21 protein-coding genes and 1 riboswitch are annotated in these 26,832 nt (G+C 75.0%); of the genes, 16 read left to right on the forward strand and 5 right to left on the reverse strand.

Annotated elements, in window-relative coordinates; translation table 11 throughout:
- Window positions 1-16: 16 nt before the first annotated feature.
- Window positions 17-1,615 (reverse strand): ABC-F family ATP-binding cassette domain-containing protein, encoded by a 1,599-nt coding sequence (locus FHS37_RS00255; protein WP_184816918.1) that lies wholly within the window; start codon window positions 1,613-1,615, stop codon window positions 17-19.
- Between the two features lie 282 nt (window positions 1,616-1,897).
- Between FHS37_RS00255 and FHS37_RS00260 the strand changes: the two genes are divergently transcribed.
- Window positions 1,898-2,317 (forward strand): VOC family protein, encoded by a 420-nt coding sequence (locus tag FHS37_RS00260; protein ID WP_184816919.1) that lies wholly within the window; start codon window positions 1,898-1,900, stop codon window positions 2,315-2,317.
- Between the two features lie 39 nt (window positions 2,318-2,356).
- On the opposite strand, the gene FHS37_RS00265 is transcribed toward FHS37_RS00260, so the two are convergent.
- The 3 genes from FHS37_RS00265 to FHS37_RS00275 form a co-directional block, all read right to left on the reverse strand.
- Window positions 2,357-3,841 (reverse strand): hypothetical protein, encoded by a 1,485-nt coding sequence (locus FHS37_RS00265; protein WP_184816920.1) that lies wholly within the window; start codon window positions 3,839-3,841, stop codon window positions 2,357-2,359.
- Window positions 3,842-4,012: 171 nt separating this feature from the next.
- Window positions 4,013-5,140, reverse strand: a complete 1,128-nt coding sequence (locus tag FHS37_RS00270; RefSeq protein WP_184816921.1) for an alpha/beta hydrolase — start codon at window positions 5,138-5,140, stop codon at window positions 4,013-4,015.
- A gap of 155 nt (window positions 5,141-5,295) precedes the next feature.
- A complete protein-coding gene (locus tag FHS37_RS00275; RefSeq protein WP_184816922.1) occupies window positions 5,296-6,033 on the reverse strand; it encodes a class II aldolase/adducin family protein in 738 nt (245 codons plus the stop codon).
- 612 nt (window positions 6,034-6,645) lie between these two features.
- Between FHS37_RS00275 and FHS37_RS00280 the strand changes: the two genes are divergently transcribed.
- From FHS37_RS00280 to cobI, 9 genes are all read left to right on the forward strand, one after another.
- Window positions 6,646-7,878 (forward strand): inorganic phosphate transporter, encoded by a 1,233-nt coding sequence (locus tag FHS37_RS00280; protein ID WP_184816923.1) that lies wholly within the window; start codon window positions 6,646-6,648, stop codon window positions 7,876-7,878.
- A 31-nt stretch (window positions 7,879-7,909) separates the two neighbouring features.
- Complete coding sequence (locus FHS37_RS00285; protein ID WP_184763609.1) at window positions 7,910-8,131, forward strand: hypothetical protein; 222 nt, start codon at window positions 7,910-7,912, stop codon at window positions 8,129-8,131.
- A gap of 174 nt (window positions 8,132-8,305) precedes the next feature.
- A riboswitch (cobalamin riboswitch) is annotated at window positions 8,306-8,446 on the forward strand.
- Window positions 8,447-8,565: 119 nt separating this feature from the next.
- Complete coding sequence (locus FHS37_RS00290; protein WP_184816924.1) at window positions 8,566-9,507, forward strand: cobalamin biosynthesis protein; 942 nt, start codon at window positions 8,566-8,568, stop codon at window positions 9,505-9,507.
- Window positions 9,504-11,015 carry a cobyric acid synthase gene (locus FHS37_RS00295; protein ID WP_184816925.1) on the forward strand — a complete coding sequence of 504 codons (1,512 nt, stop codon included), beginning with the start codon at window positions 9,504-9,506 and terminating at the stop codon, window positions 11,013-11,015. The genes FHS37_RS00290 and FHS37_RS00295 overlap by 4 nt, the downstream gene beginning before the upstream one ends.
- Window positions 11,012-14,665 carry a cobaltochelatase subunit CobN gene (gene cobN / locus FHS37_RS00300; RefSeq protein ID WP_184816926.1) on the forward strand — a complete coding sequence of 1,218 codons (3,654 nt, stop codon included), beginning with the start codon at window positions 11,012-11,014 and terminating at the stop codon, window positions 14,663-14,665. The genes FHS37_RS00295 and cobN overlap by 4 nt, the downstream gene beginning before the upstream one ends.
- A complete protein-coding gene (locus tag FHS37_RS00305) occupies window positions 14,662-16,668 on the forward strand; it encodes a putative cobaltochelatase (RefSeq protein ID WP_184816927.1) in 2,007 nt (668 codons plus the stop codon). The genes cobN and FHS37_RS00305 overlap by 4 nt, the downstream gene beginning before the upstream one ends.
- Window positions 16,668-17,267, forward strand: coding sequence for a cob(I)yrinic acid a,c-diamide adenosyltransferase (gene cobO / locus FHS37_RS00310; RefSeq protein ID WP_184816928.1), 600 nt, complete (start codon window positions 16,668-16,670; stop codon window positions 17,265-17,267). Before FHS37_RS00305 ends, cobO begins: the two co-directional genes overlap by 1 nt.
- Entirely contained in the window at window positions 17,261-18,700 is a 1,440-nt protein-coding gene (locus tag FHS37_RS00315; RefSeq protein WP_184816929.1) for a cobyrinic acid a,c-diamide synthase CobB, read from the forward strand. Before cobO ends, FHS37_RS00315 begins: the two co-directional genes overlap by 7 nt.
- Entirely contained in the window at window positions 18,697-19,428 is a 732-nt protein-coding gene (gene cobI / locus FHS37_RS00320) for a precorrin-2 C(20)-methyltransferase (protein ID WP_184816930.1), read from the forward strand. Before FHS37_RS00315 ends, cobI begins: the two co-directional genes overlap by 4 nt.
- Window positions 19,429-19,469: 41 nt before the next feature.
- Here cobI and FHS37_RS00325 read toward each other — a convergent pair whose 3' ends face one another.
- On the reverse strand, window positions 19,470-20,198 hold the full coding sequence (locus tag FHS37_RS00325) for a ZIP family metal transporter (protein ID WP_184816931.1): 729 nt from the start codon (window positions 20,196-20,198) through the stop codon (window positions 19,470-19,472).
- A gap of 121 nt (window positions 20,199-20,319) precedes the next feature.
- Between FHS37_RS00325 and cobM the strand changes: the two genes are divergently transcribed.
- From cobM to cobC, 6 genes are read left to right on the forward strand one after another with little or no spacing between them, the layout of a single operon-like run.
- Window positions 20,320-21,138, forward strand: a complete 819-nt coding sequence (gene cobM / locus FHS37_RS00330) for a precorrin-4 C(11)-methyltransferase (RefSeq protein ID WP_184816932.1) — start codon at window positions 20,320-20,322, stop codon at window positions 21,136-21,138.
- Entirely contained in the window at window positions 21,135-22,370 is a 1,236-nt protein-coding gene (gene cbiE, locus FHS37_RS00335; protein ID WP_184816933.1) for a precorrin-6y C5,15-methyltransferase (decarboxylating) subunit CbiE, read from the forward strand. Before cobM ends, cbiE begins: the two co-directional genes overlap by 4 nt.
- Window positions 22,367-24,091, forward strand: coding sequence for a precorrin-3B C(17)-methyltransferase (cobJ, locus tag FHS37_RS00340; RefSeq protein WP_184816934.1), 1,725 nt, complete (start codon window positions 22,367-22,369; stop codon window positions 24,089-24,091). The genes cbiE and cobJ overlap by 4 nt, the downstream gene beginning before the upstream one ends.
- The gene (locus tag FHS37_RS00345) at window positions 24,088-24,675 is read left to right on the forward strand and encodes a precorrin-8X methylmutase (protein ID WP_184816935.1); all 588 of its coding nucleotides are present in this window, start codon (window positions 24,088-24,090) and stop codon (window positions 24,673-24,675) included. The genes cobJ and FHS37_RS00345 overlap by 4 nt, the downstream gene beginning before the upstream one ends.
- A complete protein-coding gene (locus FHS37_RS00350; protein ID WP_184816936.1) occupies window positions 24,672-25,589 on the forward strand; it encodes a sirohydrochlorin chelatase in 918 nt (305 codons plus the stop codon). The genes FHS37_RS00345 and FHS37_RS00350 overlap by 4 nt, the downstream gene beginning before the upstream one ends.
- A complete protein-coding gene (cobC, locus tag FHS37_RS00355) occupies window positions 25,561-26,646 on the forward strand; it encodes an Rv2231c family histidinol phosphate aminotransferase CobC (protein ID WP_184816937.1) in 1,086 nt (361 codons plus the stop codon). The genes FHS37_RS00350 and cobC overlap by 29 nt, the downstream gene beginning before the upstream one ends.
- Window positions 26,647-26,832 lie beyond the last annotated feature (186 nt).

A 26,832-nucleotide genomic window follows, 5' to 3' on the forward strand; every position in this document is an offset into this window, starting at 1 on the left:
AACCCGGGCTGACCGCTCAGGCGAGGGCGACGAGGTCCGCGTAGTCGGATCCCCAGAGGTCCTCGACGCCGTCCGGCAGCAGGATGATCCGCTCCGGCTGGAGCGCCTCGACGGCGCCCTCGTCGTGCGTCACCAGCACCACCGCGCCCTTGTAGGTGCGCAGGGCGCCGAGGATCTCCTCGCGGCTGGCCGGGTCGAGGTTGTTGGTCGGCTCGTCGAGCAGCAGCACGTTCGCCGAGGAGACCACGAGGGTCGCCAGCGCCAGGCGGGTCTTCTCACCGCCGGAGAGGACACCGGCGGGCTTGTCCACGTCGTCGCCGGAGAACAGGAACGAGCCGAGCACCTTGCGGACCTCGACGAGGTCCATGTCGGGCGCGGCGGAGCGCATGTTCTCCAGGACCGTGCGGTCGGGGTCGAGGGTCTCGTGCTCCTGGGCGTAGTAGCCGAGCTTGAGGCCGTGGCCGGGGACGACGGCGCCGGTGTCCGGCTGCTCGACCCCTGCCAGCAGCCTCAGCAGGGTGGTCTTGCCCGCGCCGTTGAGGCCGAGGATGACGACCCGGGAGCCCTTGTCGATGGCGAGGTCGACGTCGGTGAAGATCTCCAGGGAGCCGTACGACTTGGACAGGCCCTCGGCCATCAGCGGGGTCTTGCCGCAGGGCGCGGGCTCGGGGAAGCGCAGCTTGGCGACCTTGTCGGACTGGCGGACATCTTCCAGGCCGGCCAGCAGGCGCTCGGCGCGCCGGGCCATGTTCTGCGCGGCGACCGTCTTGGTGGCCTTGGCGCGCATCTTGTCGGCCTGGGCGTTGAGCGCGGCGGCCTTCTTCTCGGCGTTCTGCCTCTCCCGCTTGCGGCGCTTCTCGTCGGCCTCGCGCTGCTGCTGGTAGAGCTTCCAGCCCATGTTGTAGATGTCGATGGTGGCGCGGTTGGCGTCCAGGTAGAACACCTTGTTGACGACCGTCTCGACCAGGTCGACGTCGTGGGAGATGACGATGAAGCCGCCGCGGTAGGTCTTGAGGTAGTCGCGCAGCCAGATGATCGAGTCGGCGTCGAGGTGGTTGGTCGGCTCGTCCAGCAGCAGCGTGTCCGCGTCCGAGAACAGGATCCGGGCCAGCTCGACACGGCGGCGCTGGCCGCCGGAGAGCGTGTGCAGCGGCTGGCCGAGCACCCGGTCGGGCAGGTTCAGCGCGGCGGCGATGGTGGCGGCCTCGGCCTCGGCGGCGTAACCGCCCTTGGTGAGGAACTCCGTCTCCTGGCGCTCGTACTGCTTGAGCGCCTTCTCCCGGGTGGCTCCCTGGCCGTTCGCGATCCGCTGCTCGTTCTCGCGCATCTTGCGGATCAGCACGTCCAGGCCGCGGGCGGAGAGGATGCGGTCGCGGGCGAGGACGTCGAGGTCACCGGTGCGGGGGTCCTGGGGGAGGTAGCCGACCTCGCCGGAGCGGGTGACGTTGCCGGCGGCGGGGATGCCCTGGCCGGCGAGGACCTTGGTGAGGGTGGTCTTGCCCGCGCCGTTGCGGCCGACCAGACCGATGCGGTCGCCCTTGGCGACGCGGAAGGTGGCGCTTTCGATGAGGACGCGGGCACCGGCGCGCAGCTCGATGCCGGAGGCGGAGATCACGGACAGACTCCTGGGATGGGGATCCCCCCTGCTCGAGCGGAGTCGAGAGCTTGGGGGATGGTGGCGGAGGGGGCGGCTGGAGGCGTTCCCGCCGTCTAATGCGCGAGGAGAATGGCCATGCGAGCCATTCTAACGGGGCCGTGCAACCAGTTTTTCTGCGCGTGCCGTCCGCCCGGGCCCCGCACGAGCGGCCCGGGGGCGCTGTCAGTGGCCGGTGTCACACTGAGCGGCGGATGGAATGTCCGGCGATGTCCGGCTACGACACACGAGGAAGTGATCGCCATGGCAGGCACGGGCAACGGGCGTCCGAGCGTCTTCCCGACGCTGCTGTACGCGGACGCGAAGGCGGCGATCCGGCAGCTCACGGAGGCCTTCGGGTTCACGGAGCTGTCGGTGTACGAGGGGGAGGACGGGGCGGTGATGCACGCCGAGCTGGTGCAGGGCAACGGCGCGGTGATGCTGGGTTCCAAGGGCCGCGGCGGGGTGTTCGACACGGCGATGAAGGGCGCGGGTCCGGCCGGGGTGTACATCGTCGTGGACGACGTCGACGCACACCACCGGCGCGCGGTGGAGCAGGGCGCGGAGATCCTGATGCCCCCGACGGACCAGGACCACGGCTCACGGGACTACACGGCCCGGGACCTCGAGGGCAACGTCTGGAGCTTCGGCACGTACGCGCCCGGGGCCGGGACCGGGGGCTGAGGGCGAGGCCCCCGGGGCCGGCGGAGCCGGCCGGTGGTGTCAGCCCCCGGTGTGCACCTGGAAGGCGGCCCGGCGGACGGCCTTGGCCAGGGCCGGGTCGGGGTGCGCGGCGGCGAGCGCGACCAGGACCTGCACGGTGCGCGGGTGGCCGACGGCACGCACCTCGTTGAGCAGTGCGGGGACGGTCGGCTGCACCGCGGACTCCAGGTGCCGGACCAGCAGGGGGGCCTCTCCGTGGTCGGCGACGGCGGCCGCGGTGTCCACCCACAGCCAGGTCGCCTCCTCGCGGGTGAGGACCTCGTGGGCCTCCTCCGGGTCGGCACCGTCGTGCTCGGCCAGCCACAGCAGGGCGTAGGGCCGCAGCGTCGGCTCGTCGAGCACGGCGCGGACCTCGGGTTCTGCGGGGGCGCCGACCACGCGCAGGGCCTCGAAGGCGAGGCCGCGCAGCAGGGCGTCCTCGCCCCGGGCGGCGCCGATCAGCTCGGTGACGGCACTGCCGACCGGGCGGGCGGCGAGCCAGGCCCGGTACTCGGCGCGGGCTGCGGCCGGCCGCAGCCGGCCGCAGCCGCGGAGCATGTCCTCGGCGCCCTGCTCGATGTTCCCGGCGGGGCTCTGCGCGGCGACGCAGATCTGCTCCAGCTTGACCCACACCGCCCAGCTGCCGAGCGGGGTGAGCGTGGCCTGCCCGTCGCCGCAGGTGAGGGCGCCGACGGAGGCGAGGGCCTGCAGGGCCCAGTCGAGCAGCGGCGCGAGCGGGGCGTCGGCGACGACCGGCTCGGCGGGTGCGGGACGGGGTTGCCGGAGCCGGGGCTCGGGACCGGTCACGGGCCGGGTGCCGGGGGTTCGGGGCGCGTCGTCCTGAGGGCCGTCGGCCTGTGGCTGCGGGACGTAGTCGATCTCGCAGCGCTCCGTGCGGAGCTCGGTGACCCGCTGCTGCAGGAGGTCGAGGAGCTGCGGCACAGGGACCGGGCCGGCGGACAGCTGGAGGAAGGAGAGCACCTGGGGCATGGCCGAGACGACCTCGGCGACGGCGGCGGGCTCGTACTCCTCGGGTTCCGGATGGGCCAGCGACCAGGCGTCGAACAGGGCGACCCAGCCGCGCAGCACGGCGCTGTCGTCGCGGTCCCAGGCGCGCAGCCGCCAGCCGGGGCGGGCGGTGTCGCCGTGCACCTCGACGAGGCCGGCCAGGCGGGCGGTGTCCCAGTCGGCCCGCACCTGGGCCGGGGTCAGGCCGAGGTCGCGGGCCGCCCGTTCGGCGGTCGCGTCGGAGAGGGTGGCCTTGCCGTCGGCGGTGGCGCCGTCCCGGCCGGGGCCGAGGGTCGCGTCGGCCCAGCGGGCGACGCGGGCCGCACCGGCCAGGCCGGAGCGCGCCATTCTGGCCAGCTCCGCCGGTGCCGGGGTGCCCTCCGGGGGGCGGGGCGCGGGGCGGCGCGAGCGCCGCTGGTTCATCGCTCTGGGGGCGGCGGCCAGGGGTCGCGGGCGGACGAGTCGAAGCCTGGAGTCGCGCGGGATACGGGACGTCACGGGTGCAGTCTCGCGGTTGACGGTCCGAAATCCCAAACGGAATGTCACGGTGGGCGAGCGGGATGGCCAACGCACCGGGTCCGGTGGTGGCGGGAGGGAGGAGAACAGGCCAGTGGTACGGCGCTAAACGGAATCCTCGGGACCGGCTGTCCGGTCCGTTGCGGGCAGCCGTCACATGAGCGGGGTGAGGAAGCGCCGCAGGGCCTCTTCGTAGGTGTGCGGGTCGGCGTTCCACATCGCCGCGTGGGGGGCGCCCCTGACCGTGTGCAGCGTGACGATGTTCGGGTGGGCGGCGGCGAGGCGGCGGGAGAAGCGCCAGGGGGCCACCGTGTCGTCAGGGCCGTGGAAGATCCTGGTGGGGACGCCGATGCGGGCCAGGTGGACGGCGCCGGGACCGCGGTCGCCGTACAGGCCCGTGCGTCCCTGCGCGGCGCGGACCGCGAGCGGCAGCAGCGCGCCGGGGGTGCGGCGGGCCGCGGCGAGGGCGCGCAGCGTCGCGTCCCAGCTGAGCACCGGGGAGTCCAGGATGAGACCGGCGACGTGTTCGCGCACCATGGAGCGCGCGGCGGCGCGCAGCGCCATGGTCGCTCCGGTGGACCAGCCGTACAGGACCACCTGCCGGGCGCCGGCGGCCACCGCGTGGTGCAGCGCCACGTCGAGGTCGTGCCACTCGGTCTCGCCGAGGTGGTTGAGGCCGTCCGGGGAGCGCGGGGACTCCGGGTCGCCCCGGTAGGCGAGGGCGAGCACCGGGAAGCGGTGCCGGTGCAGGAACTCCATGACGTTCATGGTGTGTTCCCGGGTGGTGCCGAGGCCGTGCACCACGAGCACCCAGGTGTCCCGGGCGCCCGGGACGAACCACGCGGGGAGCGGGCCGAGGTCGCCGGGGATCTCGAGGCCGGTGTGGTCCAGGCCGAGGGCGGTGCCGGGGTCGCCGACGTGCAGGTTCGGGGTGAGCCACACGTGGTCGCCGGGCTCCAGGGTGCCGCGCGTGACGCGTTCCAGCCGGCGCACGACGGTGTCGGCGGAGTCGGAGGTGCCGGCCAGCACGGGTCCGACGACCGCGTGGGAGCCCTCACCGGCGAGGCCGTAGTGGCCGGGCCGCAGCGCGGCGAGGTCCCGGGTGAGGCTGATCTGGCCCGCCGCGGTGCCGTGGACGGTGAGCCGGGGTTCGGTGGGCAGGGGGCCGCCCGGGGGCACCCTGAGGGCGGCGTCGCTGGCGAACCGGCCGACGGCCACAGCGGCGGCGCCGGCCCCTACCACGGCGGTGACGGCGGCGGCCGTCGCTCTGGCAGTGCGCACGAGACCAGTGTCCCGGTGGAACCCGGGACCGGCCAGTGGGCGGCACGGGTGCGGGTGACACGGGCCGCCCGGCCGCGGCCCGCCCGGCTCGCCCCGCCGCCCGCTGCCCGCTGTCCGGCGGCCCCGTCCCTTGGTCCCGGCCCCGGTCCCGGCCCCTAGTCCCGGTCCCGCTGTCCGTACCCCCGCAGGCGCTCCCCCACCTCCGCCACCTGTCCCGGCGACAGCAGGTTCGGGGACAGGCCCGGGACCGACGAGGCGGCCAGCCAGACGCGGCACATCCACTCCAGCTGGGCCGTGCGGTCGTAGGCCCGGGCGAGGGTCGTGCCGTGGGCGACGGTGCCGTGGTTCTGCAGGAGACAGCCGGTGCGGCCGTCGAGGGCGCGGAGCATGTTCTCGGCCAACTCGTCCGTGCCGTACGTCGCATAGCGGGCGACCCGGACGGGCCCGCCCAGCGCCGCGGCCATGTAGTGGATCAGCGGCAGCTCGTCGACGAGCGTGGAGACGGCCGTCGCGTGCACGGCGTGCGTGTGCACGACGGCGCGCGCGCCGGTCGTGCGGTATACGGCGAGGTGCATGGGCAACTCGCTGGTCGGGACCAGCGAGCCGAGGACCTGCCGGCCGGCGAGGTCGACACCGGTCACGTCGTCCGGCGTCAGCCGGTCGTACGGCACTCCCGACGGTGTGACCAGGACGGTCCCGCCGACCCGCACCGAGACGTTGCCGGAGGTGCCGACGACGAGTCCGTCGGCGACGGTCCGGCGCGCGGTCTCGACGAGTTCCGCCCAGGCGTGCGCCTCCTCGTCGCGCACACGGCGCCCCCGCACCTCCCCCACGTCCCGCGCACGCCCCCCGGCGCCCCCCGTTCCCCGCCCGTCCCACCGCTGCTCAGCCATGCCGCGATCCTGCCAGCCGTCCTCCCGGTGCGCCGCGGGGCCGGGGCGCCGCAGGCCGGAAACCGACCCTCCGCAAGGGCGCACACCGGCCTGCGGCACCCTCCCGCCGTCCCGTCTGCGCCACCGCCGTCCGCTGACGGCGTCCGTGACCGCGCTCGCCCTCGGCGGCGAGCCGCCCGAGGGGGCACGACGTCTCGTCGCGCCAGAGGAACGCGGACCGGCCGTCCGCGAGGGCCGCGGGAGCCCGGTCCGCCCACGTCGAGGCGGCCGAGCCCGCCACCTGCCGCGATCCGCGCTTCGCCCGGCGGCGCGACGGCGCCCGCGAGGCCGGCCTCCTCCGCGGCGCCCGCCGCTTCGCCCTGCCGGACAGGTCCTCCGGCCGGACGCTGCCGCCCGCGCACCCGCGGGTGACCAGAATCTCTTCGCCGGCTCACTCGATCGGCCGAGGAAGCCGTCCGGGGCACCTGACGGCCCAGGGCGGCGGCGCTCCGCCGTCCGGCGGAGCGCCCACCCCCTCTTACGGTCACCACGATGCCTATTCCAGTTCATCTTCCGTTCACCCTGGTTACCTACGTTCGTCCAGCCAATGACCTCGAACGATTGCCTGGGTAAATGGAAAGCTTCTCGCTGATCCTCGCGATTGTGGTGGTGACCGCACTCGCGTTCGATTTCACGAACGGTTTCCACGACACCGCGAACGCGATGGCAACGACCATTTCGACCGGTGCGATGAGGCCCAAGGCGGCAGTGGCCATGTCCGCCGTCCTGAACCTTGTCGGTGCTTTTCTCTCGGTGGAGGTCGCCAACACGATCTCCAAGGGCCTCGTCGACGAGGCCGGCATCCGTCCCGAGGTCATCTTCGCCGCACTGGTCGGCGCGATCCTCTGGAACCTCCTCACCTGGCTGGTCGGCCTGCCGTCCAGTTCCTCGCACGCCCTCATGGGCGGTCTGATCGGCGCCACCGTCGCCTCGGCGGGCCTCGGCGCGGTGCACGGCGACGTGCTGGTCACCAAGGTGCTGATCCCCGCGGTCGCGGCCCCGCTGGTCGCCGGCATCGCCGCGATGTTCGCGACCCGGCTGACCTACCGCCTGGGCCGGAAGGCCGAGACCAACGCCTCCGCGAAGGGCTACCGCGCCGGCCAGATCGCCTCCGCCGGCCTGGTCTCCCTGGCCCACGGCACCAACGACGCCCAGAAGACGATGGGCATCATCACCCTCGCCCTGGTCGCCGGCGGCACCCTCGCCCCCGACTCCGACCCGCCCCTGTGGGTCATCCTCTCCGCGGGCATCGCCATCGCGCTCGGCACCTACCTCGGCGGCTGGCGCATCATCCGCACCATGGGCAAGGGCCTGACCGACCTCCAGCCGCAGCAGGGCTTCGCCGCCCAGACCAGCGCCGCGACGGTCATCCTGGCCTCCTCCCACCTCGGCTTCTCGCTGTCCACCACGCACTCCGTCTCCGGCGCGGTGATGGGCGCGGGCCTGGGCCGCAAGGGCGGTGTCGTCCGCTGGTCGACGGCCACCCGGATGTTCGTCGCCTGGGGCCTGACGCTGCCGGCGGCCGCCCTGGTCGCGGCGCTCGCCGAGTGGGTCTGCGGCTTCGGTGACTGGGGCACCGCCCTCGTGGCCGTCTTCCTGGTCGCCTCCAGCGCCGCGATCTGGAAGATCTCCCGGCGCGAGGTCGTCGACCACACCAACGTCAACGACCACGACGCCCCCGGCGAGGAGGCACCCGGCGTGGTGACCCAGGCGATGGCCGCCGTGACCCCGCCCCCGGCCGGCACCGTGGCCGAGGACCTCTCGGCCACCGTCCCGGCGGCCCCGCCGGCCAAGACGACCGTCTGACCGCGACCCGGTACGAAGGAAGAAGAGCACCATGAAGATCGACTGGGCGGCCCTCGGTTCCGTCTTCGGCGTCAGCCTCGTGGTCACCGTGGCCCTGGTGGGCCTGTTCACCCTCGGCATCACCGGCCTGTCCCGCCGCGAGCGGGCCGCCGCCCAGGGCCAGTCCGCGGCCCTGGCGGTCACCGGCGCCTACGCCTGCTTCGCGGCGTGCGCGGCGGCGGTCGGGTACGGGATCTACCTGATCATGGCCTGATCGCAGGTCGTCTCCGTCCGACGGGCGGTGCGGGAGCTTCGGCCCCGCACCGCCCGCTCGCGTTTCCCGGGCCCCGCCCGCGTCGTGTCCGGGCCCCGCTCGCCGTTCCCCCACCGGCGCCCCTCTGTGGGCCTCAGCACACTTCAGCCTCGCAGGTCAACGGCAAGTTGACGGTTCTTCCGCGACCGTGGTGGACTGCCTCAGCCAATACGGCGGCAGGAGAGGAAGCCGGTGCGAGTCCGGCGCGGTCCCGCCACTGTCACCGGGGTGCACGCCCCGGGAGCCAGGAACTCTCACCGCCGGTCTCGTCGAACCAGGGCGTGGACACCCTGAGTGAGGACATGAAGCCATGCGCGGCTGCCTGTTGAGGTCGATCAGCGACGCTCCGCCCTGCTCCGGGGTCGTTCTCTCCGGATCTGCGACCGGCTGAACCCATGGGTGCCGATCGCGTGTTCGCGTACGGCGCCGCCGCCGGCCTCCTCGGCGACCTGCTGCTCGGCGATCCCCGCCGTGGGCATCCGGTCGCCGCTTTCGGGCGGGCCGCGGCCGCCGTGGAACGGGTGCTGTGGCGGGACGACCGGGGCCGGGGCGCGGTGCACACCGCCGTCTGCGTCGGCGGGGCCGTCGCGCTGGGAAGCCTGGCCGCCCGCTGCGTGCGCTCCTCCCCCGCCGCCTCCGTCGCCCTGACCGGCGTCGCCACCTGGGCCGTCGTCGGGGGCACGTCGCTGGCCCGGGAGGCCCGCACCGTCGGACGGGCCCTCGAGGCCGGGGACGTCGAGGCGGCGCGGGCGCGGCTGCCGCACCTGTGCGGGCGGGACCCGCAGGCGCTGGACGCCGACGGGATCGCCCGCGCGGTGGTGGAGTCCGTCGCCGAGAACACCTCCGACGCCGTCGTCGGCGCCCTGGTGTGGGGTGCCGTCGCCGGGGTGCCCGGCCTGCTCGGCTTCCGGGCCGTCAACACGCTGGACGCCATGGTCGGCCACAAGTCCCCCCGCCACCGCCGTTACGGCTGGGCCTCCGCCCGCCTGGACGACGTCGCCGGGTGGCCGGGGGCGCGGCTGACCGCCGTCCTCGCCGCGCTCGCCGGGCCGGATCCGCGGGGCGCCGTCCGGGCGTGGCGGGCGGACGGCGCGAAGCATCCGAGCCCCAACGCCGGGCCGGTGGAGGCGTCCTTCGCGGGCGCGCTGGGCGTGCGGCTCGGCGGGACGCTGTCCTACGGCGGGCGGGTCGAGCACCGGCCCGTCCTCAACGGCGGCGGCCGTGCGGTGGCCGTGGCCGACATCGACCGGGCGGTACGGCTCTCGCGGCGGGTCGGCTGGCTCGCGCTCGGGGCCGGTGTCCTCGCGCGGAGCGTCATGAAGGGACACAGGTCATGAGCGGTGGGGGTCTGCTGGTCGCCGGGACCACCTCGGACGCCGGCAAGAGCGTGGTGACCGCCGGAATCTGCCGGTGGCTGGTGCGGCGCGGCGTCAAGGTCGCGCCGTTCAAGGCGCAGAACATGTCGCTGAACTCGTTCGTGACGCGCGAGGGCGCCGAGATCGGGCGGGCGCAGGCCATGCAGGCCCAGGCCTGCCGCGTCGAGCCCACCGCGCTGATGAACCCGGTGCTGCTCAAGCCGGGCGGCGAGCGCAGCAGCCAGGTCGTGCTGCTCGGCAAGCCGGTGGGCGAGATGAGCGCCCGCGGCTACCACGGCGGTCGGCAGCAGCGGTTGCTCGGCACCGTGCTGGACTGTCTGGCCGAGCTGCGGGGCACGTACGACGCGGTGATCTGCGAGGGGGCGGGCAGCCCGGCCGAGATCAACCTGCGCCGGACCGACATCGTGAACATGGGGATCGCCCGGGGCGCCGGGCTCCCCGTCCTCGTCGTCGGCGACATCGACCGCGGGGGCGTCTTCGCCTCCTTCTTCGGCACGGTGGCGCTGCTGGCGCCCGAGGACCAGGCGCTGGTCGCCGGGTTCCTCGTCAACAAGTTCCGCGGTGACGTGTCGCTGCTGGAGCCGGGGCTGGAGATGCTGCACGGGCTCACCGGGCGGCGGACGTACGGCGTGCTGCCCTTCCGGCACGGGCTCGGCATCGACGAGGAGGACGGTCTCCGGGTCTCCCTGCGGGGGACCGTGCGGGAGTCGGCCGTCGCGCCGCCGGTCGGCGAGGACGTGCTGCGGGTCGCCGTCTGCGCGGTCCCGCTGATGTCCAACTTCACGGACGTGGACGCGCTGGCCGCCGAACCCGGCGTCGTGGTGCGGTTCGTGGACCGGCCGGAGGAGCTGGCCGACGCGGATCTCGTCGTCGTGCCGGGGACGCGCGGGACGGTCCGGGCGCTGGAGTGGCTGCGGGAGCGGGGGCTCGCGGACGCCATCGCGCGCAGGGTGGCCGAGCGGCGGCCCGTGCTCGGCATCTGCGGCGGTTTCCAGCTGCTCGGCGAGCACATCGAGGACGACGTCGAGTCCCGCGCCGGGCACGTGGACGGGCTCGGCGTCCTGCCCGTGCGGGTGCGGTTCGCCCGCGAGAAGACGCTCACCCGGCCCGTCGGCGAGGCCCTCGGGGAGCCGGTCGAGGGGTACGAGATCCATCACGGGGTCGCCGAGGTCCTCGGGGGCGACCCCTTCCTGGACGGCTGCCGGGTCGGGCAGACCTGGGGCACGCACTGGCACGGCTCGCTGGAGTCGGACGGCTTCCGGCGGGCCTTCCTGCGCGAGGTGGCCGCCGCCGCCGGGCGCCGCTTCGTGCCGGCCCCCGACACCTCGTTCGCCGCGCTGCGCGAGGAGCAGCTCGACCGGCTCGGCGACCTGATCGAACAGCACGCGGACACGGACGCGCTGTGGCGGCTCATCGAGTCCGGCGCGCCGCAAGGACTGCCTTTCATTCCACCGGGAGCGCCCGCATGAGCACTGTGTTGTTGTTGTCGACCGCCGACACGGACCTGCTGGCGGCCCGCGCCTCCGGCGCCTCGTACCGGATCGGCAACCCGACCCGCGTAGACGTGGCGGACGGGCTGCCCGCGCTGCTCGACGGCGCGGACCTCGCCGTCGTACGGCTGCTGGGCGGCAGGCGCGCCTGGGAGGAGGGGCTCGCCGCGCTGAAGGCGTCCGGGATCCCGACGGTGCTGCTCGGCGGGGAGGCCGTACCGGACGCGGAGCTGATGGCCGAGTCCACGGTGCCGGCCGGGGTGGTGGCGGAGGCGCTGCGGTACCTCGTCGAGGGCGGCCCGGACAACCTCACCGAGCTGGCGCGGTTCCTGTCGGACACCGTGCTGCTGACCGGCGAGGGCTTCGAACCGCCGCGGAAGATGCCGGAGTACGGCGTCCACGGCACCCGTGCGGTGGAGCAGGGGCGCCCGACCGTCGGGGTGCTCTTCTACCGGGCCCACGAACTGAGCGGCAACACCGCCTTCGTGGACACGCTGTGCGACGCGATCGAGGCGCACGGCGCCAACGCCCTCCCGGTGTACTGCGGTTCGCTGCGCGGCGCCGACGCGGAGCTCTACGCGCTGCTGTCGCAGGCCGACGCCCTGGTCGCCACCGTGCTGGCGGCCGGCGGCACGCACGCCTCGCAGGCGTCGGCGGGCGGTGACGAGGAGGCCTGGGACGTCGGGGCGCTGGCCGACCTGGACGTGCCGGTGCTCCAGGGGCTCTGCCTGACGTCGTCGCGCGCCGCCTGGGAGGAGTCCGACGCCGCCCTGTCCCCCATGGACGCGGCGATGCAGGTCGCCATCCCGGAGTTCGACGGCCGGCTGATCACGGTGCCGTTCTCCTTCAAGGAGCAGGGCCCCGACGACGTGCCGGTGTACGTCGCCGACCCCGAGCGGGCCTCCCGGGTGGCCGGGATCGCCGTGCGGCACGCACGGCTGAAGCACAAGCCGAACGCCGAGAAGAAGCTCGCGCTGGTCTTCACCGCGTACCCGACGAAGCACTCGCGGGTCGGCAACGCGGTCGGCCTGGACACGCCCGCGTCGGCGGTCCGCGTGCTGGACGCGCTGCGGGACGCCGGATACGCCCTCACCGAGTACCCCGACAACGGCGACGAGCTGATCCACCGGCTCATCGAGGCCGGCGGGCACGACGTGGAGTGGCTGACCGAGGAGCAGCTGGCCGCCGCGCCCGCGCGGGTGCCGCTGGCGGACTACCGGGCGTGGTTCGAGAAGCTCGACCCGGAACTGCGGGACGCCATGCTCCGGGCGTGGGGCGAGCCGCCGGGCTCGCTGTACGTCGACGGGGAGGACATCGTCCTGGCGTCCCTGCGGTTCGGGAACGTCGTCGTGATGATCCAGCCGCCGCGAGGCTTCGGCGAGAACCCGATCGCGATCTACCACGATCCCGACATGCCGCCGTCGCACCACTACATGGCCGCGTACCGGTGGCTGGAGAACAGTTTCGGCGCCGACGCGATCGTGCACATGGGCAAGCACGGCACGATGGAGTGGCTGCCGGGCAAGGGCCTGGGGCTGAGCGCCGGGTGCGCTCCCGACGCCGTGCTGGGCGACCTGCCGCTGGTCTACCCGTTCATCGTGAACGACCCCGGCGAGGGCACCCAGGCCAAGCGGCGCGGGCACGCGACGGTGGTCGACCACCTGGTGCCGCCGATGGCGCGCGCCGACACCTACGGCGACCTCGCCAAGCTGGAGCAACTGCTCGACGAGTACGCGCTGGTCTCCGACCTGGACCCGGCGAAGGCACCGGCGGTGCGGGCGCAGATCTGGACGCTGGTGAAGGCCGCCGAGCTGCACCACGACCTGCACGTCGACGAACAGCCGGACGACGACGCGTTCGACGAGTTCGTCATGCACATCGACGGCTACCTGTGCGAGATCAAGGACGTGCAGATCCGCGACGGGCTGCACGTCCTCGGCGGCGGCCCGGTCGGTGAGCCCCGCGTGAACCTGGTGCTGGCGGTGCTGCGCGCCTCGCAGGTGTGGGGCGGGCGGGCGAACGCCCTGCCGGGTCTGCGGGCCTGCCTGGCCGCGCACTTCGGGCTGGTGGAGAAGGAGCTGCTGGCCGAGCCGGGGGCGCCGGTGAAGGTGCCGGTCGAGCTGACCGGTCTGGTGGACGGCCCGGCGCGTACGGCCGCCGACGCGATCGACCTGCTGGAGCAGCTGTGCCGGCGGATCGCCCAGGGCATGGAGGAGCGCGACTGGGCGGTCGCGGAGGGCGCGGCCCTCGTGCGGGAGGTGCTGGGCGCCGAGCTCCCGGACGCGGTGGCCGTGCTGGAGTTCGCCTGTGCCGAGGTGGTGCCGCGGCTCGCGCGCACGACCGACGAGATCGGGCACATCCTCCGCGCGCTGGACGGCGGTTACGTCCCGGCGGGGCCGTCGGGCTCGCCCACGCGGGGACTGGTCAACGTGCTCCCCACCGGGCGGAACTTCTACTCCGTCGACCCCAAGGCGATTCCGTCGCGGCTGAGCTGGGAGGTCGGGCAGTCGCTGGCGGACTCGCTGGTGCAGCGGTACCTGCAGGACACCGGGGAGTACCCGAAGTCCGTCGGCCTGACGGTGTGGGGCACGTCCGCGATGCGCACCCAGGGCGACGACATCGCCGAGATCCTGGCGCTGCTGGGCTGCCGGCCGGTGTGGGACGACGCCTCGCGCCGGGTGACCGGCTTCGAGGTGGTGCCCCCGGAGGAGCTGGGCCGTCCGCGCATCGACGTCACGGTCCGCATCTCCGGGTTCTTCCGGGACGCGTTCCCGCACGTGGTGGGGCTGATCGACGACGCGGTGCGGGCGGTGGCGGAGCTGGACGAGCCCGCCTCGCAGAACTTCGTCCGCGCTCACGTCGACGAGGACACCGCCGCGCACGGCGACCGGCGCCGGGCCACCGCCCGCATCTTCGGCTCCAAGCCGGGCGCGTACGGTGCCGGCCTGCTCCCGCTGATCGACGCGCGGAACTGGCGCTCCGACGCCGACCTCGCCGAGGTGTACGCGGTGTGGGGCGGCTACGCCTACGGGCGCGGGCTCGACGGGCGGGCGGCGCGCGGGGACATGGAGACGGCGTTCCGGCGGATCGCCGTCGCCGCGAAGAACGTCGACACCCGCGAGCACGACCTCGTCGACGCCGACGACTACTTCCAGTACCACGGCGGCATGGTCGCCATGGTGCGGCACCTGACGGGCGCGAGCCCGGAGGCGTACGTCGGCGACTCGGCCACCCCCGACCAGGTGAAGACCCGCACGCTGGGCGAGGAGACCCACCGCGTCTTCCGCGCCCGCGTGGTCAACCCGCGCTGGATGGCGGCGATGCGGCGGCACGGCTACAAGGGCGCCTTCGAGATGGCGGCCACCGTGGACTACCTCTTCGGCTACGACGCCACCGCGGGGGTCGTGGACGACTGGATGTACGAGAAGCTCAGCGCCGAGTACGTCTTCGCCCCGGAGAACCGGGACTTCATGCGGAAGTCCAACCCGTGGGCGCTGCGCGGCATCACCGAGCGGCTGCTCGAGGCCGCCGACCGGGGACTGTGGGCCGAGCCGGACGCGGACACGCTGGAGCGGTTGCGCGCCACCTACCTGGAGCTCGAAGGCGATCTGGAGGGCGACGACAAGTGACCACCCCCTTTCCGTTCACGGCGGTCGTCGGCCAGGACGACCTGCGGCTCGCGCTGCTGCTGAACGCCGTCTCCCCGGCGGTCGGCGGTGTGCTGGTGCGCGGTGAGAAGGGCACCGCCAAGTCCACGGCGGTGCGTGCGCTTTCGGCGCTGCTGCCGGAGGTCCCCGTCGTGCCCGGCTGCCGTTTCTCCTGCGACCCCGCGGCCCCGGACCCCGGGTGCCCGGACGGCCCGCACGGGAGCGGCGGCGGTGCCGCCCGCCCCGCCCGCATGGTCGAACTGCCCGTCGGCGCCTCCGAGGACCGGCTGGTCGGCGCGCTCGACATCGAGCGGGCGCTGGCCGAGGGCGTGAAGGCGTTCGAGCCGGGGCTGCTCGCCGACGCGCACCGCGGGATCCTCTACGTCGACGAGGTCAACCTGCTCCACGACCACCTGGTCGACCTGCTGCTGGACGCGGCGGCGATGGGTGCCTCGTACGTCGAGCGCGAGGGTGTCTCCGTGCGGCACGCGGCGCGCTTCCTGCTCGTCGGGACCATGAACCCGGAGGAGGGCGAGCTGCGGCCGCAGCTCCTCGACCGGTTCGGGCTGACCGTCGAGGTCGCCGCCTCGCGGGAGCCCGACCAGCGGGTCGAGGTCGTGCGGCGGCGGCTGGCGTACGACGACGACCCGGCCGGCTTCGCCGCGCGCTGGGCCGGCGAGGAGGCCGCCGTACGGGCGCGGATCGCGGCGGCGCGGGAGCTGCTGCCGCAGGTGCGCCTCGGCGACGGGGCGCTGCGGCAGATCGCGGCGACCTGCGCGGCCTTCGAGGTGGACGGCATGCGGGCCGACATCGTGATGGCGCGCACCGCGACCGCGCTGGCGGCGTGGGCCGGGCGGACCGATGTGCTCGCCGAGGACGTGCGGCAGGCGGCGCTGTTGGCGCTGCCGCACCGGCGCAGGCGCAACCCCTTCGACGCGCCCGGACTGGACGAGGACAAGCTCGACGAGACGCTGGAGGAGTTCGGGGGCGACGACGAGGACCCCGATCCCGGCCCCGACGGCCCCGACGGGCCCGGTGGGGGCGGCGGGGAGCCGACTGCGGACAGCGGGCCGCAGGGCGGGGACACCGCGTCCCGACCCGAGGCCGGTGAGGGTGAGCCGGCGCCCGGCGGGGCCGGGGAGCAGTCGGCCGTGCGGGCCTCGGAGCCCTTCCGCACCAAGGTGTTGAGCGTCCCCGGGATCGGCGAGGGGGCCGCCGGACGGCGGTCGCGGGCGCGGACCGAGCAGGGGCGGACCACCGGGGCCCGGCGTCCCCGGGGCGCGCTGACCAAGCTGCACCTGGCGGCGACCGTGCAGGCCGCCGCGCCGCATCAGCGGGCGCGGGGGCGGTCGGGGCCGGGCCTGGTGGTCCGGCGGGACGATCTGCGGCAGGCCACCCGGGAGGGACGTGAGGGGAACCTCGTGCTGTTCGTCGTGGACGCCTCCGGGTCGATGGCGGCGCGGCAGCGGATGGGCGCCGTGAAGGGCGCCGTGCTGTCGCTGCTGCTGGACGCCTACCAGCGGCGGGACAAGGTGGGGCTGGTGACCTTCCGCGGGTCGGCGGCCGACGTGGCGCTGCCGCCGACGTCGTCGGTGGACGCGGCGGCGGCGCGGCTGGAGTCGCTGCCGACCGGTGGGCGGACCCCGCTGGCGGCCGGACTGCTCAAGGCGCACGACGTGCTGCGGGTGGAGCGGCTGCGGGATCCGGCGCGGCGTCCGCTGGTCGTCGTGGTGACCGACGGGCGGGCCACCGGCGGCCCGGAGCCGGTGGCGCTGGCCGGGCGTGCCGCGCGGCTGTTCGCGGCCGAGTCGGTCGCGTCCGTGGTCGTGGACTGCGAGTCGGGGCCGGTGCGGCTGGGGCTCGCCGGGCGGTTGGCCGGTGAGCTGGGCGGTACCGCGGTGACGCTGGACGAGCTGCGGGCCGACTCGATCGCCGGGCTGGTGAGGGACGTACAGGGGACCGGTGCTTCGAGGAGGGCCGCGTAATGCCGAAGGGGCAGCCGAGTGTCGTACCGGACGACGGGCTGACGACCCGCCAGCGGCGCAACCGGCCGCTGGTCGTCGTGCACACGGGCGTGGGGAAGGGCAAGTCCACCGCCGCCTTCGGGCTCGCGCTGCGGGCCTGGAACCAGGGGTGGCCGATCGGGGTGTTCCAGTTCGTCAAGTCGGCGAAGTGGAAGGTCGGCGAGGAGCGGGCGCTGCGCGTGCTCGGGGACTCCGGCGAGGGCGGGAGCGTCACCTGGCACAAGATGGGCGAGGGCTGGTCCTGGGTGCAGCGCGACGCGCAGATGGACAACGAGGAGAAGGCCCGGGAGGGCTGGGAGCAGGTCAAGCGGGACCTGGCCGCCGAGACGTACCGGCTGTACGTGCTCGACGAGTTCGCGTACCCGATGCACTGGGGGTGGGTCGACACCGACGAGGTCGTGTCCGTGCTGCGGGACCGGCCGGGCACCCAGCACGTCGTGATCACCGGGCGGAACGCGCCCGGGGAGCTCGTCGACTTCGCCGACCTCGTGACCGACATGTCCAAGGTCAAGCACCCCATGGACGTCGGGCAGAAGGGGCAGAGGGGCATCGAGTGGTGACCTCCGTACCCCGGTTGGTGATCGCCGCGCCCTCCTCGGGCAGCGGCAAGACCACCGTCGCCACGGGGCTGATGGCCGCGCTCACCGCGCGGGGGCTCGCCGTGTCCCCGCACAAGGTGGGACCGGACTACATCGACCCCGGGTACCACGCGCTCGCCACCGGGCGCGCGGGGCGCAACCTCGACGCCTACCTGTGCGGGCCGGAGCTGGTCGGTCCGCTGTTCGCGCACGGTGCGCGCGGGTGTGACATCGCCGTGGTCGAGGGCGTGATGGGGCTGTACGACGGGGCCGCGGGGGAAGGTGAACTGGCGTCCACCGCGCAGGTGGCGAAGCTGCTGCGGGCACCGGTGGTGCTGGTCGTCGACGCGTCGTCGCAGTCGCGGTCGGTGGCGGCGCTGGTGCACGGGTTCGTGAGCTGGGACCCGGAGGTGCGGGTCGGGGGCGTGATCCTGAACAAGGTCGCCTCGGACCGGCACGAGGCGCTGCTGCGGGAGGCGTTGGAGTCGGCGGGGGTACCGGTCCTCGGGGTGTTGCGGAGAGCGGCTCCGGTGGAGACGCCGTCGCGGCACCTGGGGTTGGTGCCGGTCGCCGAGCGGCAGGCCGCGGCCGTGGACGCCGTCGCGGCGATGGCCGCGCAGGTGGAGGCCGGATGCGATCTGGAGGGGCTCGTCGCGCTGGCGCGGGGTGCGGGTGCGTTGTCGTGCGCGGCGTGGGACGCGGCCGAGGTTCTGGACTCCTCGCCCCCGCCGCCCCTTCCCGTCCCGGCCTCCGGGAGTTCCGCCCCCCGGAGGCCCGTTCGGCCTGAACGGGCCCGTCCCCAGGCGCCGGACCGGCTGACCGTCGCCGTCGCCGGCGGAGCCGCCTTCACCTTCTCCTACGCCGAGAACGCCGAACTGCTCGGCGCCGCCGGCGCCGAGGTCGTCCCCTTCGATCCGCTGCGGGACGAGGAACTGCCCGAGGGAGCCCGCGGTCTGGTCATCGGGGGCGGGTTCCCCGAGGTGTACGCCGCCGAGCTGTCCGCCAACGAGGCACTGCGCAGGGCCGTCTCCGGGTTCGCCCTCGGCGGGGCGCCCGTGGCCGCCGAGTGCGCCGGGCTGCTGTACCTGTGCCGGGAGCTGGACGGCCTGCCCATGTGCGGGGTGCTGGACGCCTCCGCGCGGATGTCCGGGCGGCTGACGCTGGGGTACCGGGACGCCGTGGCCGTGACCGACAGCGCGCTGGCCGTCGCCGGGACGCGGATGCGCGGGCACGAGTTCCACCGGACCGTCGTGGAGCCGGGGGCCGGGGCCGCGCCCGCCTGGGGGATGCGGGCGCCCGAGCGGCGCGTCGAGGGTTTTGTACAGCGCGGTGTGCACGCGAGCTACCTGCACACGCACTGGGCGTCCGAGCCCGGTGTCGCCCGTCGGTTCGTGGAGAGGTGCCGGACGTCATGAGCAGCAGGCTGGTCGGGGTCGGGGTCGGGCCCGGGGACCCGGAGCTGGTGACCGTGAAGGGGGTCAACGCCCTGCGCGCGGCCGAGGTCGTCGTGGTTCCCGTGATGGACACCGGGGAGCGGGGACGGGCCGAGGCGACCGTGCTGCACTACGTGCCCGCCGAGAAGGTCGTCCGGGTGGTGTTCGCGCTGAACGAGCGCACCGACCGGGCGCGGCGCGAGGCCGCCTGGGACGCGGCCGGGGAGCGGGTCGCCGCGCTGCTGCGGGACCGCGGGGCCGTCGCCTTCGCGACCATCGGGGACCCCAACGTGTACTCGACGTTCACGTATCTCGCGCAGACCGTCGTCGCGTCGGTGCCGGGGACGGTCGTGGAGACCGTGCCGGGGATCACCGCCATGCAGGACCTCGCGGCGCGCTCCGGGGCCGTGCTGACCGAGGGGACCGAGCCGCTCACGCTGGTGCCGGTGACCGCCGGGGCCGCCGTGCTCAAGGACGCGCTGGCCGGGCCCGGGACCGTCGTCGCGTACAAGTTCGGGCGGCAGGCGGGCGAGGTCGCCGAGGCGCTGCGGGAGACCGGGCGGATCGACGGTGCCGTGTGGGGGTCGGCGCTGGGGCTGCCGGAGGAGTCCGTGCGGCCGGCCGCCGAGCTGGACGGGGCCCCTCTGCCGTACCTCTCGACGCTGATCGCGCCGCCGCGGCGTGACGGCGGGCGGGGCGGGAAACTGTGAACCGCCCGGACCCGCACGGCCCGCGGTCGGTGCGCGGCCGGTCAGTGCGCGGCGCCCACCACCAGCCAGATGAACAGCACCCCCGCGACCGTGCACAGCAGCGTGGAGCGGGCCGGGTGCGCGTGGTGGGCCTCGGGCAGGATCTCGGCCGCCGCCAGGTACAGCAACGCGCCGCCGAACAGGCCGAGGTAGCCGCCGAGCAGGGGCTCCGGGATGCTGAGGAACAGCGTCGAGGCGGCGCCCGCCACCGGGGCCGCCGCGTCCGCGAGGAGCATCGTCAGGGCTCGGCGACGGGCGTTTCCGTACACGCTGGTGAGCGTGTAGGTGTTGAAGCCGTCCGCGAAGTCGTGCGCGATCACGGCCACCGCGACGGCCGCGCCCATGCCGCCGCCCACCTGGAAGGCGGCGCCGATCGCCACGCCGTCCATGGCGCTGTGGCCGACCATCGCGGCGGCGGCCGTGAGACCCACCTCGGGGGTGCGGCCGTTCGTCTCCTCCGCGCCGTGTGCGGCCTGCCGGTGGGCGAGCAGGCGTTCCACCAGGTGGGCCAGCAGGAAGCCGCCCACGAAGAGCAGCAGGGCCGCCGGCACGCCGTACACCTCGGTGCCGGCCGCCTCCAGGGCCTCCGGCAGGAGCTCGAGGCCGACCACGCCCAGCATCAGCCCGCCGGCCAGGCCCAGCACCAGGTGGCGGCGGTCGGTCACGCGGTGTGCCGTCCAGCCGCCGGCCAGCGTCATCAGGAACGCGCCGAGCGCGACGAAGACCGCCATGTGCTCTTCGTATCCGATCGGCACTCGCTCGCGCACGCGTGACAGCCGGTCACCGCCCACTTCTCGATCCCCGACATCCCTGTCCCCCGACATCCCTGACCGCAGGAGAGGACCGATTCCCATGGCCGATGCCCCCACCGGCAAGGTGACCTTCGTCGGTGCCGGCCCCGGCGCCGCCGATCTGCTGACGTTCCGCGCCGCGCGCGCCATCGCCGAGGCCGACGTCGTGATCTGGGCCGCCAGCCTGGTCCAGGCGGAGGTCCTCGAGCACGCGCGTGAGGGCGCGGAGATCCTGGACTCGGCGACGATGTCCCTGGAGGACGTCGTGGCCGTCTACGAGCGGGCCCGCGCCCAGGGACTGAGGGTCGCGCGGATCCACTCCGGCGACCCGGCGCTGTGGGGCGGCACGCAGGAGCAGCTCGACCGGTGCGCGGAGATCGGGATCGCGACGGAGATCGTGCCGGGCGTCTCGTCGTTCTCCGCCGTCGCCGCGCTCGCGGGGCGCGAGCTGACCGTTCCCGAGGTGGCGCAGTCCGTCGTCCTGACCCGGCTCGGCGGCGGCAAGACGCCGATGCCGCCCGGTGAGGAGGTGCGCGAGTTCGCGCGGCACGGCACCACCATGGCGATCTTCCTGTCGGCCGCCCGCAGCGGGCAGCTGGTGCGGGAGCTGCTGGAGGGCGGCTACCCGACGACCACGCCGGTCGTCGTCGCGTACCAGGCGACCTGGCCGGAGGAGCTGGTCGTGAGGTGCACGGTCGGCACGCTGGAGGAGACGGTCAAGGAGCACAGGCTCTGGAAGCACACCCTGTTCCTGGTCGGCCCGGCCCTCGACGCGCACGGCACCCGCTCGCACCTGTACCACCCGGGGCACTTCCACGGCTACCGCAAGGCCGATCCGCAGGCGCGCAGGGCGTTGCGTTCGCGGGGTGCGAGCACGTGATCACCGTCGTCGGGATGGGGGCGGGGGTGCCGGTCGACCGGCACGCGGCGGCGGGCGCCGAGCTGGTCGTCGGCGGACTGCGGCACCTGGAGGCCGTGCGGCTGCCCGTGGGGGCCGAGCGTGTCGTGCTGGGGCCGCTGGCGCCCGCGCTCGACACCGTGCAGAAGTACGTGGCCGAGGAGCGGCCGGTCGTGGTGCTGGCGTCCGGTGACCCCGGGTTCTTCGGGATCGTGCGGGCGCTGGCCGAGCGGTTCGGGCCGGACCGGCTGGATGTCCGGCCCGGTGTCCCGTCCGTCGCCGCCGCGTTCGCGCGGGTCGGGCTGACCTGGGACGACGCCGTGGTCGTCAGCGCGCACGGGCGGGATCCCCGTACGGCGGTGAACCTGTGCCGGGCGTATCCGAAGGTCGCCGTGCTGACGGGGCCGGGGGCCGGTCCGGCCGAGCTGGGGACCGCGCTGCGCGCCGACGCGCGCGTGCTGGTCGTCGCCTCCGCGCTCGGTTCCGCCGAGGAGCGGGTGGAGCGGGTGACGCCTGCCGAGGCCGCCGTACGCGACTGGGGGACGGCGGTGAACGTGGTGCTGTGCCTGGACGAGGCGCGGGCCCTCGGCCCCGTGCGGACCGTCGCGGGCGGAATCGGGGCACCCGCCGGCTGGGCGCTGGACGAGGCGGAGTTCGACCACCGCGACTCGATGATCACCAAGTTCGAGGTGCGGGCCCTGGCCCTGGCCCGGCTCGGGCCGCGCCCCGGTGAGCTGGTGTGGGACGTCGGCGCGGGGTCGGGGTCCGTGGCCGTGGAGTGCGCGCGGCTGGGGGCCGCCGTCACCGCCGTCGAGAAGACGCCGGACGGGGTGGCGCGGATCCGCGCCAACGCCGCCGCGCACGGGGTCGACGTGCGCGTGGTGCACGGGACGGCCCCGGCCGCGCTGTCCGGCCTGGAGGACGATCCCGACGCCGTGTTCGTCGGCGGCGGGGGGCACGAGCTGCCGGCCGTCGTCACCGCGTGCGCGCGACGGGCGCGGCGCACGGTCGTCGTCGCCCTGGCCGCGCTGGACCGGGTGCCGGCCGCGCGCGAGGCGCTGACCGGGGCCGGTTTCACCTGCGACGGCGTGCTGCTGCAGGCGTCGCGGCTCGCGCCGCTGCCGGGGGACGTGACCCGGCTGGCGGCGACCAATCCCGTTTTCCTGCTGTGGGGCGTCCGGTCCCACGGCCGTACCGAAGGAGTCGACCAGTGATCGGCCTCATCTCCGCCACCGCGGCGGGAGCGGCTGCGCGGGACCGGCTGGCCGCCGCGTGGCCGGACCGCACGCGCGTGTACGAGGGTCCCGTAGCGGACGCCGTGCGGGCCGCGTTCGCGCAGTGCGAGCAGCTCGTGTGCTTCCTCGCCACGGGGGCCGTGGTGCGGCTGGTGGCACCGCTGCTGGAGGACAAGGCGGCCGACCCGGGCGTGGTCTGCGTCGACGAGGGCGGACGGTTCGCGGTGTCGCTGGTGGGCGGGCACGGCGGCGGGGCGAACGACCTCGCCCGTGAGGTCGCCGAGGTGCTGGGCGCCGCGCCCGTGGTGACCACGGCGACCGATGCCGTGGGCCTGGCCGGTCTGGACACGCTGGGTCTGCCCGTGGAGGGCGACGTCGCCGCGGTCTCGCGGGCCCTGCTGGACGGCGAGGCGGTGGCGTTGCGCGCCGAGGTGGCCTGGCCGCTGCCGCCGCTGCCGGTGGCCGACGAGGGGGCGTGCACGATCCGCCTCACGGACCGGCTGGTCGAGCGGGCCGGACGGGAGGTGGTCCTGCGGCCGCCGACGCTCGTCGTCGGGGTCGGCGCCTCGAAGGGCGCCCCCGTCGAGGAGGTGCTCGCCCTGGTCGAGGGCGCCCTGCGGGAGGCCGGGCTGTCGGCCGCGTCGCTCGCCGAGCTGGCCACCGTGGACGCCAAGGCGGACGAGCCCGGCATCGTGGCGGCCGCCGAGCGGCTCGGGGTGCCCGTCGTGACCTACTCCGCCGCCGAGTTGGCCGCCGTCGAGGTCCCCCACCCCTCCGACGCGCCCCTCGCCGCCGTCGGCACCCCTTCCGTCGCCGAGGCCGCCGCCCTCGTACGGGGCGGTGAACTCCTCGTGCCGAAGCGGAAGTCGGAGCGCGCCGACGGGCGGCCGGCGATGGCGACCTGCGCCGTCGTACGGCGTCCGGGGCGCGGACGCCTCGCGGTCGTCGGGCTCGGGCCCGGCGCCCGTGACCTGCTGACGCCGCGCGCGAAGGCGGAGTTGCGGCGGGCGTCCGTGCTCGTCGGCCTCGACCAGTACGTCGACCAGATCCGCGATCTGCTGCGGCCCGGCACCCGGGTCCTCGAGTCGGGGCTCGGCGCCGAGGAGGAGCGGGCGCGGACGGCGGTCGAGGAGGCCCGGAAGGGGCGGGCCGTCGCGCTGATCGGCAGCGGGGACGCGGGCGTGTACGCCATGGCCTCCCCGGCGCTGGCGGAGGCGTCCGACGACATCGACGTGGTCGGTGTGCCGGGCGTGACGGCGGCGCTGGCGGCCGGGGCGATCCTGGGCGCGCCGCTGGGACACGACCACGTGTCGATCAGCCTGTCCGACCTGCACACGCCGTGGGAGGTCATCGAGCGGCGGGTGCGGGCGGCGGCCGAGGCGGACCTCGTGGTGACGTTCTACAACCCGCGCAGCCGGGGCCGCGACTGGCAGTTGCCGAAGGCCCTGGCGATCCTCGCGGAGCACCGGGCGCCGGCGACGCCGGTCGGTGTCGTGCGCAACGCGTCCCGTCCGGACGAGTCGAGCCGGCTGACGACGCTGGCCGCGCTGGATCCGGCGGCGGTCGACATGATGACGGTCGTGACCGTGGGCAACACGGCGACCCGCGAGGTCGCGGGGCGCATGGTCACCCCGCGCGGCTACCGCTGGCAGGCGGCATCGACGAGCGGCTCCGCCGCGGGTCAGGAGGAGTCCCGGTGAACCGTGTCGTCCACCCCATCGAGCAGGAGTCCTTCCGGCGGCTGCGCGCCCGGCTGGACACCTCGCACTTCCCGCCGCTGACCCGGGCGGTCGTGGAGCGGGTCGTCCACTCCTCGGCCGACCTGGACTACGCGTCCGACCTCGTCATGGACGAAGGCGAGTTGGCGAGGGCCCACACCGCGCTGCACGCCGGGGCGCCGGTCGTGGTCGACGTCGAGATGGTCGCGGCCGGGATCACCCGGCGGGAGACCGTCTGCCGGCTGAAGGACGCCGAGTCCGGTCCCGGGCTGACGCGTTCGGCGCACGCGATGCGGCTGGCGTACGAACAGGTCGGGCCCGGCGCCCTGTGGGTGATCGGCTGTGCGCCGACCGCCCTGGAGGAGCTGCTGACCCTGGACGCCTCCCCCGCGCTCGTCATCGGTCTGCCCGTCGGGTTCGTCGGGGCGGCCGAGTCCAAGGCCGCGTTGCGCGAGAGCGGACTGCCCGCCGTGAGCAACGTGTCCGAGAAGGGCGGTTCGGCGGTCGCCGCCGCCGCGCTCAACGCCCTGCTGTACCACACCGTTTCGCCTGAGGAGAACCTGTGACCACCCCGCCCGCCCTGCTCATCGCCGGCCACGGCACCCGGGACGACGCCGGAGCGGAGGCGTTCCGCGACTTCGTGCGGGAGCTGGGCCGCCGCCACCCCGGACTGCCCGTCGCCGGCGGGTTCATCGAGCTGTCCCCGCCGCCGCTGGGCGAGGCGGTCGCCGAGCTGGTGGAGCGCGGTGTGCGCCGGTTCGCGGCCGTGCCGCTGATGCTGGTGTCCGCCGGGCACGCCAAGGGCGACATCCCGGCGGCGCTGGCCCGCGAGAAGGAACGCCACCCGGGGATCTCGTACACCTACGGACGCCCCCTGGGCCCGCACCCCGCCCTGCTGGAGGTGCTCCAGCGGCGGCTGGACGAGGCGGTGGACCCCTCCTGGGACCGCTCCGAGGTGACCGTGCTGCTGGTGGGACGCGGGTCGACGGACCCGGACGCCAACGCCGAGGTGTTCAAGGCGGCGCGGCTGCTGTGGGAGGGCCGCGGTCACGCGGGCGTGGAGACGGCGTTCGTGTCGCTGGCGGCGCCGGACGTGCCGAGCGGGCTGGACCGCTGCGCACGGCTGGGGGCGCGCAGGATCGTCGTCCTGCCGTACTTCCTGTTCACGGGGATCCTGCCGGACCGGGTGCGGCGGCAGACGGAGGAGTGGGCGGCCGCGCACCCGGAGACCGAGGTGCGGTCGGCGGACGTCATCGGTCCCGAGCCGGAGCTGCTGGACCTGGTGATGGAGCGGTACGAGGAGGCCGTGAAGGGCGACCTGAGGATGAACTGCGACTCGTGCGTGTACCGGATCGCGCTGCCGGGCTTCGAGGACAAGGTGGGGCTGCCGCAGCAGCCGCACTTCCACCCCGACGACGACGGCCATCACCACCACGGGCACCATCACGGGCATGGACACGCACACTCCCCCGCGCACTGATCCGGTGGGCGGCGCCCACGACCTGCGCCACCACGGCGACGCCGAGGTCCGCGACGGCGGTTCCGCCCTGGTCGACCTCGCGGTGAACGTCCGCGCGGACACGCCTCCCGCGTGGCTGCGGGAGCACATCGCCGGGTCGCTCTCCGGGCTGGCCGCCTACCCGGACGGGCGGGCCGCGCGGGCCGCGGTGGCGGCGCGGCACGGGCTGCCGGCGGAGCGGGTGCTGCTGACGGCGGGGGCGGCGGAGGCGTTCGTGCTGCTGGCGCGGGCGCTGGAGGCGCGCCGGCCGGTGGTGGTGCATCCCCAGTTCACGGAGCCGGAGGCGGCGCTGCGGGACGCGGGGCACACGGTCGGCCGGGTGCTGCTGCGGGAGGCGGACGGCTTCCGGCTGGATCCGGCGGCGGTGCCCGAGGACGCGGACCTGGTGGTGATCGGCAACCCGACGAACCCGACGTCGGTGCTGCACCCGGCCGCGGCCGTCGCCGGGCTCGCCCGTCCCGGGCGGACGCTGGTGGTGGACGAGGCGTTCATGGACGCGGTGCCGGGCGAGCGGGAGGCGCTGGCCGGGCGGACGGACGTGCCGGGGCTGGTGGTGCTGCGCAGCCTCACCAAGACGTGGGGGCTGGCCGGACTGCGGATCGGCTACGTGCTGGCGGCGCCGGAGGTCGTCGCGGAGCTGGAGCGCGCCCAGCCGTTGTGGCCGGTGTCCACGCCCGCGCTGGCGGCGGCTCGGGCGTGCGTGGGGTCCGCGGCGCTCGCGGAGGCGGCCCGGGCGGCCGACCGCATCGCGGCCGACCGGGCGCACCTGATCGCGGGGCTCCGGGACTTCGCCGCGCACGGACTGCGGGTCGTGGAACCCGCCGAGGGGCCCTTCGTCCTGGTCCGGCTGGAGCACGCGGCGGCCGTACGGGACCGGCTGCGCGCCCTCGGTTACGCGGTGCGCCGCGGGGACACGTTCCCGGGACTGGACGAACGGTGGCTGCGGCTGGCGGTACGGGACCGGGGGACGGTGGACGGCTTCCTGAGCGCACTGGAACGGGCGCTGAAGGCCGACTGAGCGGGGCACCACGCCCCCGGAGCCCCGGTCCGCCCACCGCGGACCCCGTGCCGTCGGGGAGACACCGCCTCCCCGGCCCGGTCCGGACCACGGCAGGCCCCCGCGGACACGGCCCCGGACCGCCCCCGCCCGCCGCGCCGGGCCCGCGCCGCAAAGGGGACCGTCCCCCGCACGGCCCGAGCGGAC

The sequence above is a fragment of the Streptomyces griseomycini genome, assembly GCF_014203535.1.
Lineage (GTDB): Bacteria > Actinomycetota > Actinomycetes > Streptomycetales > Streptomycetaceae > Streptomyces > Streptomyces griseomycini.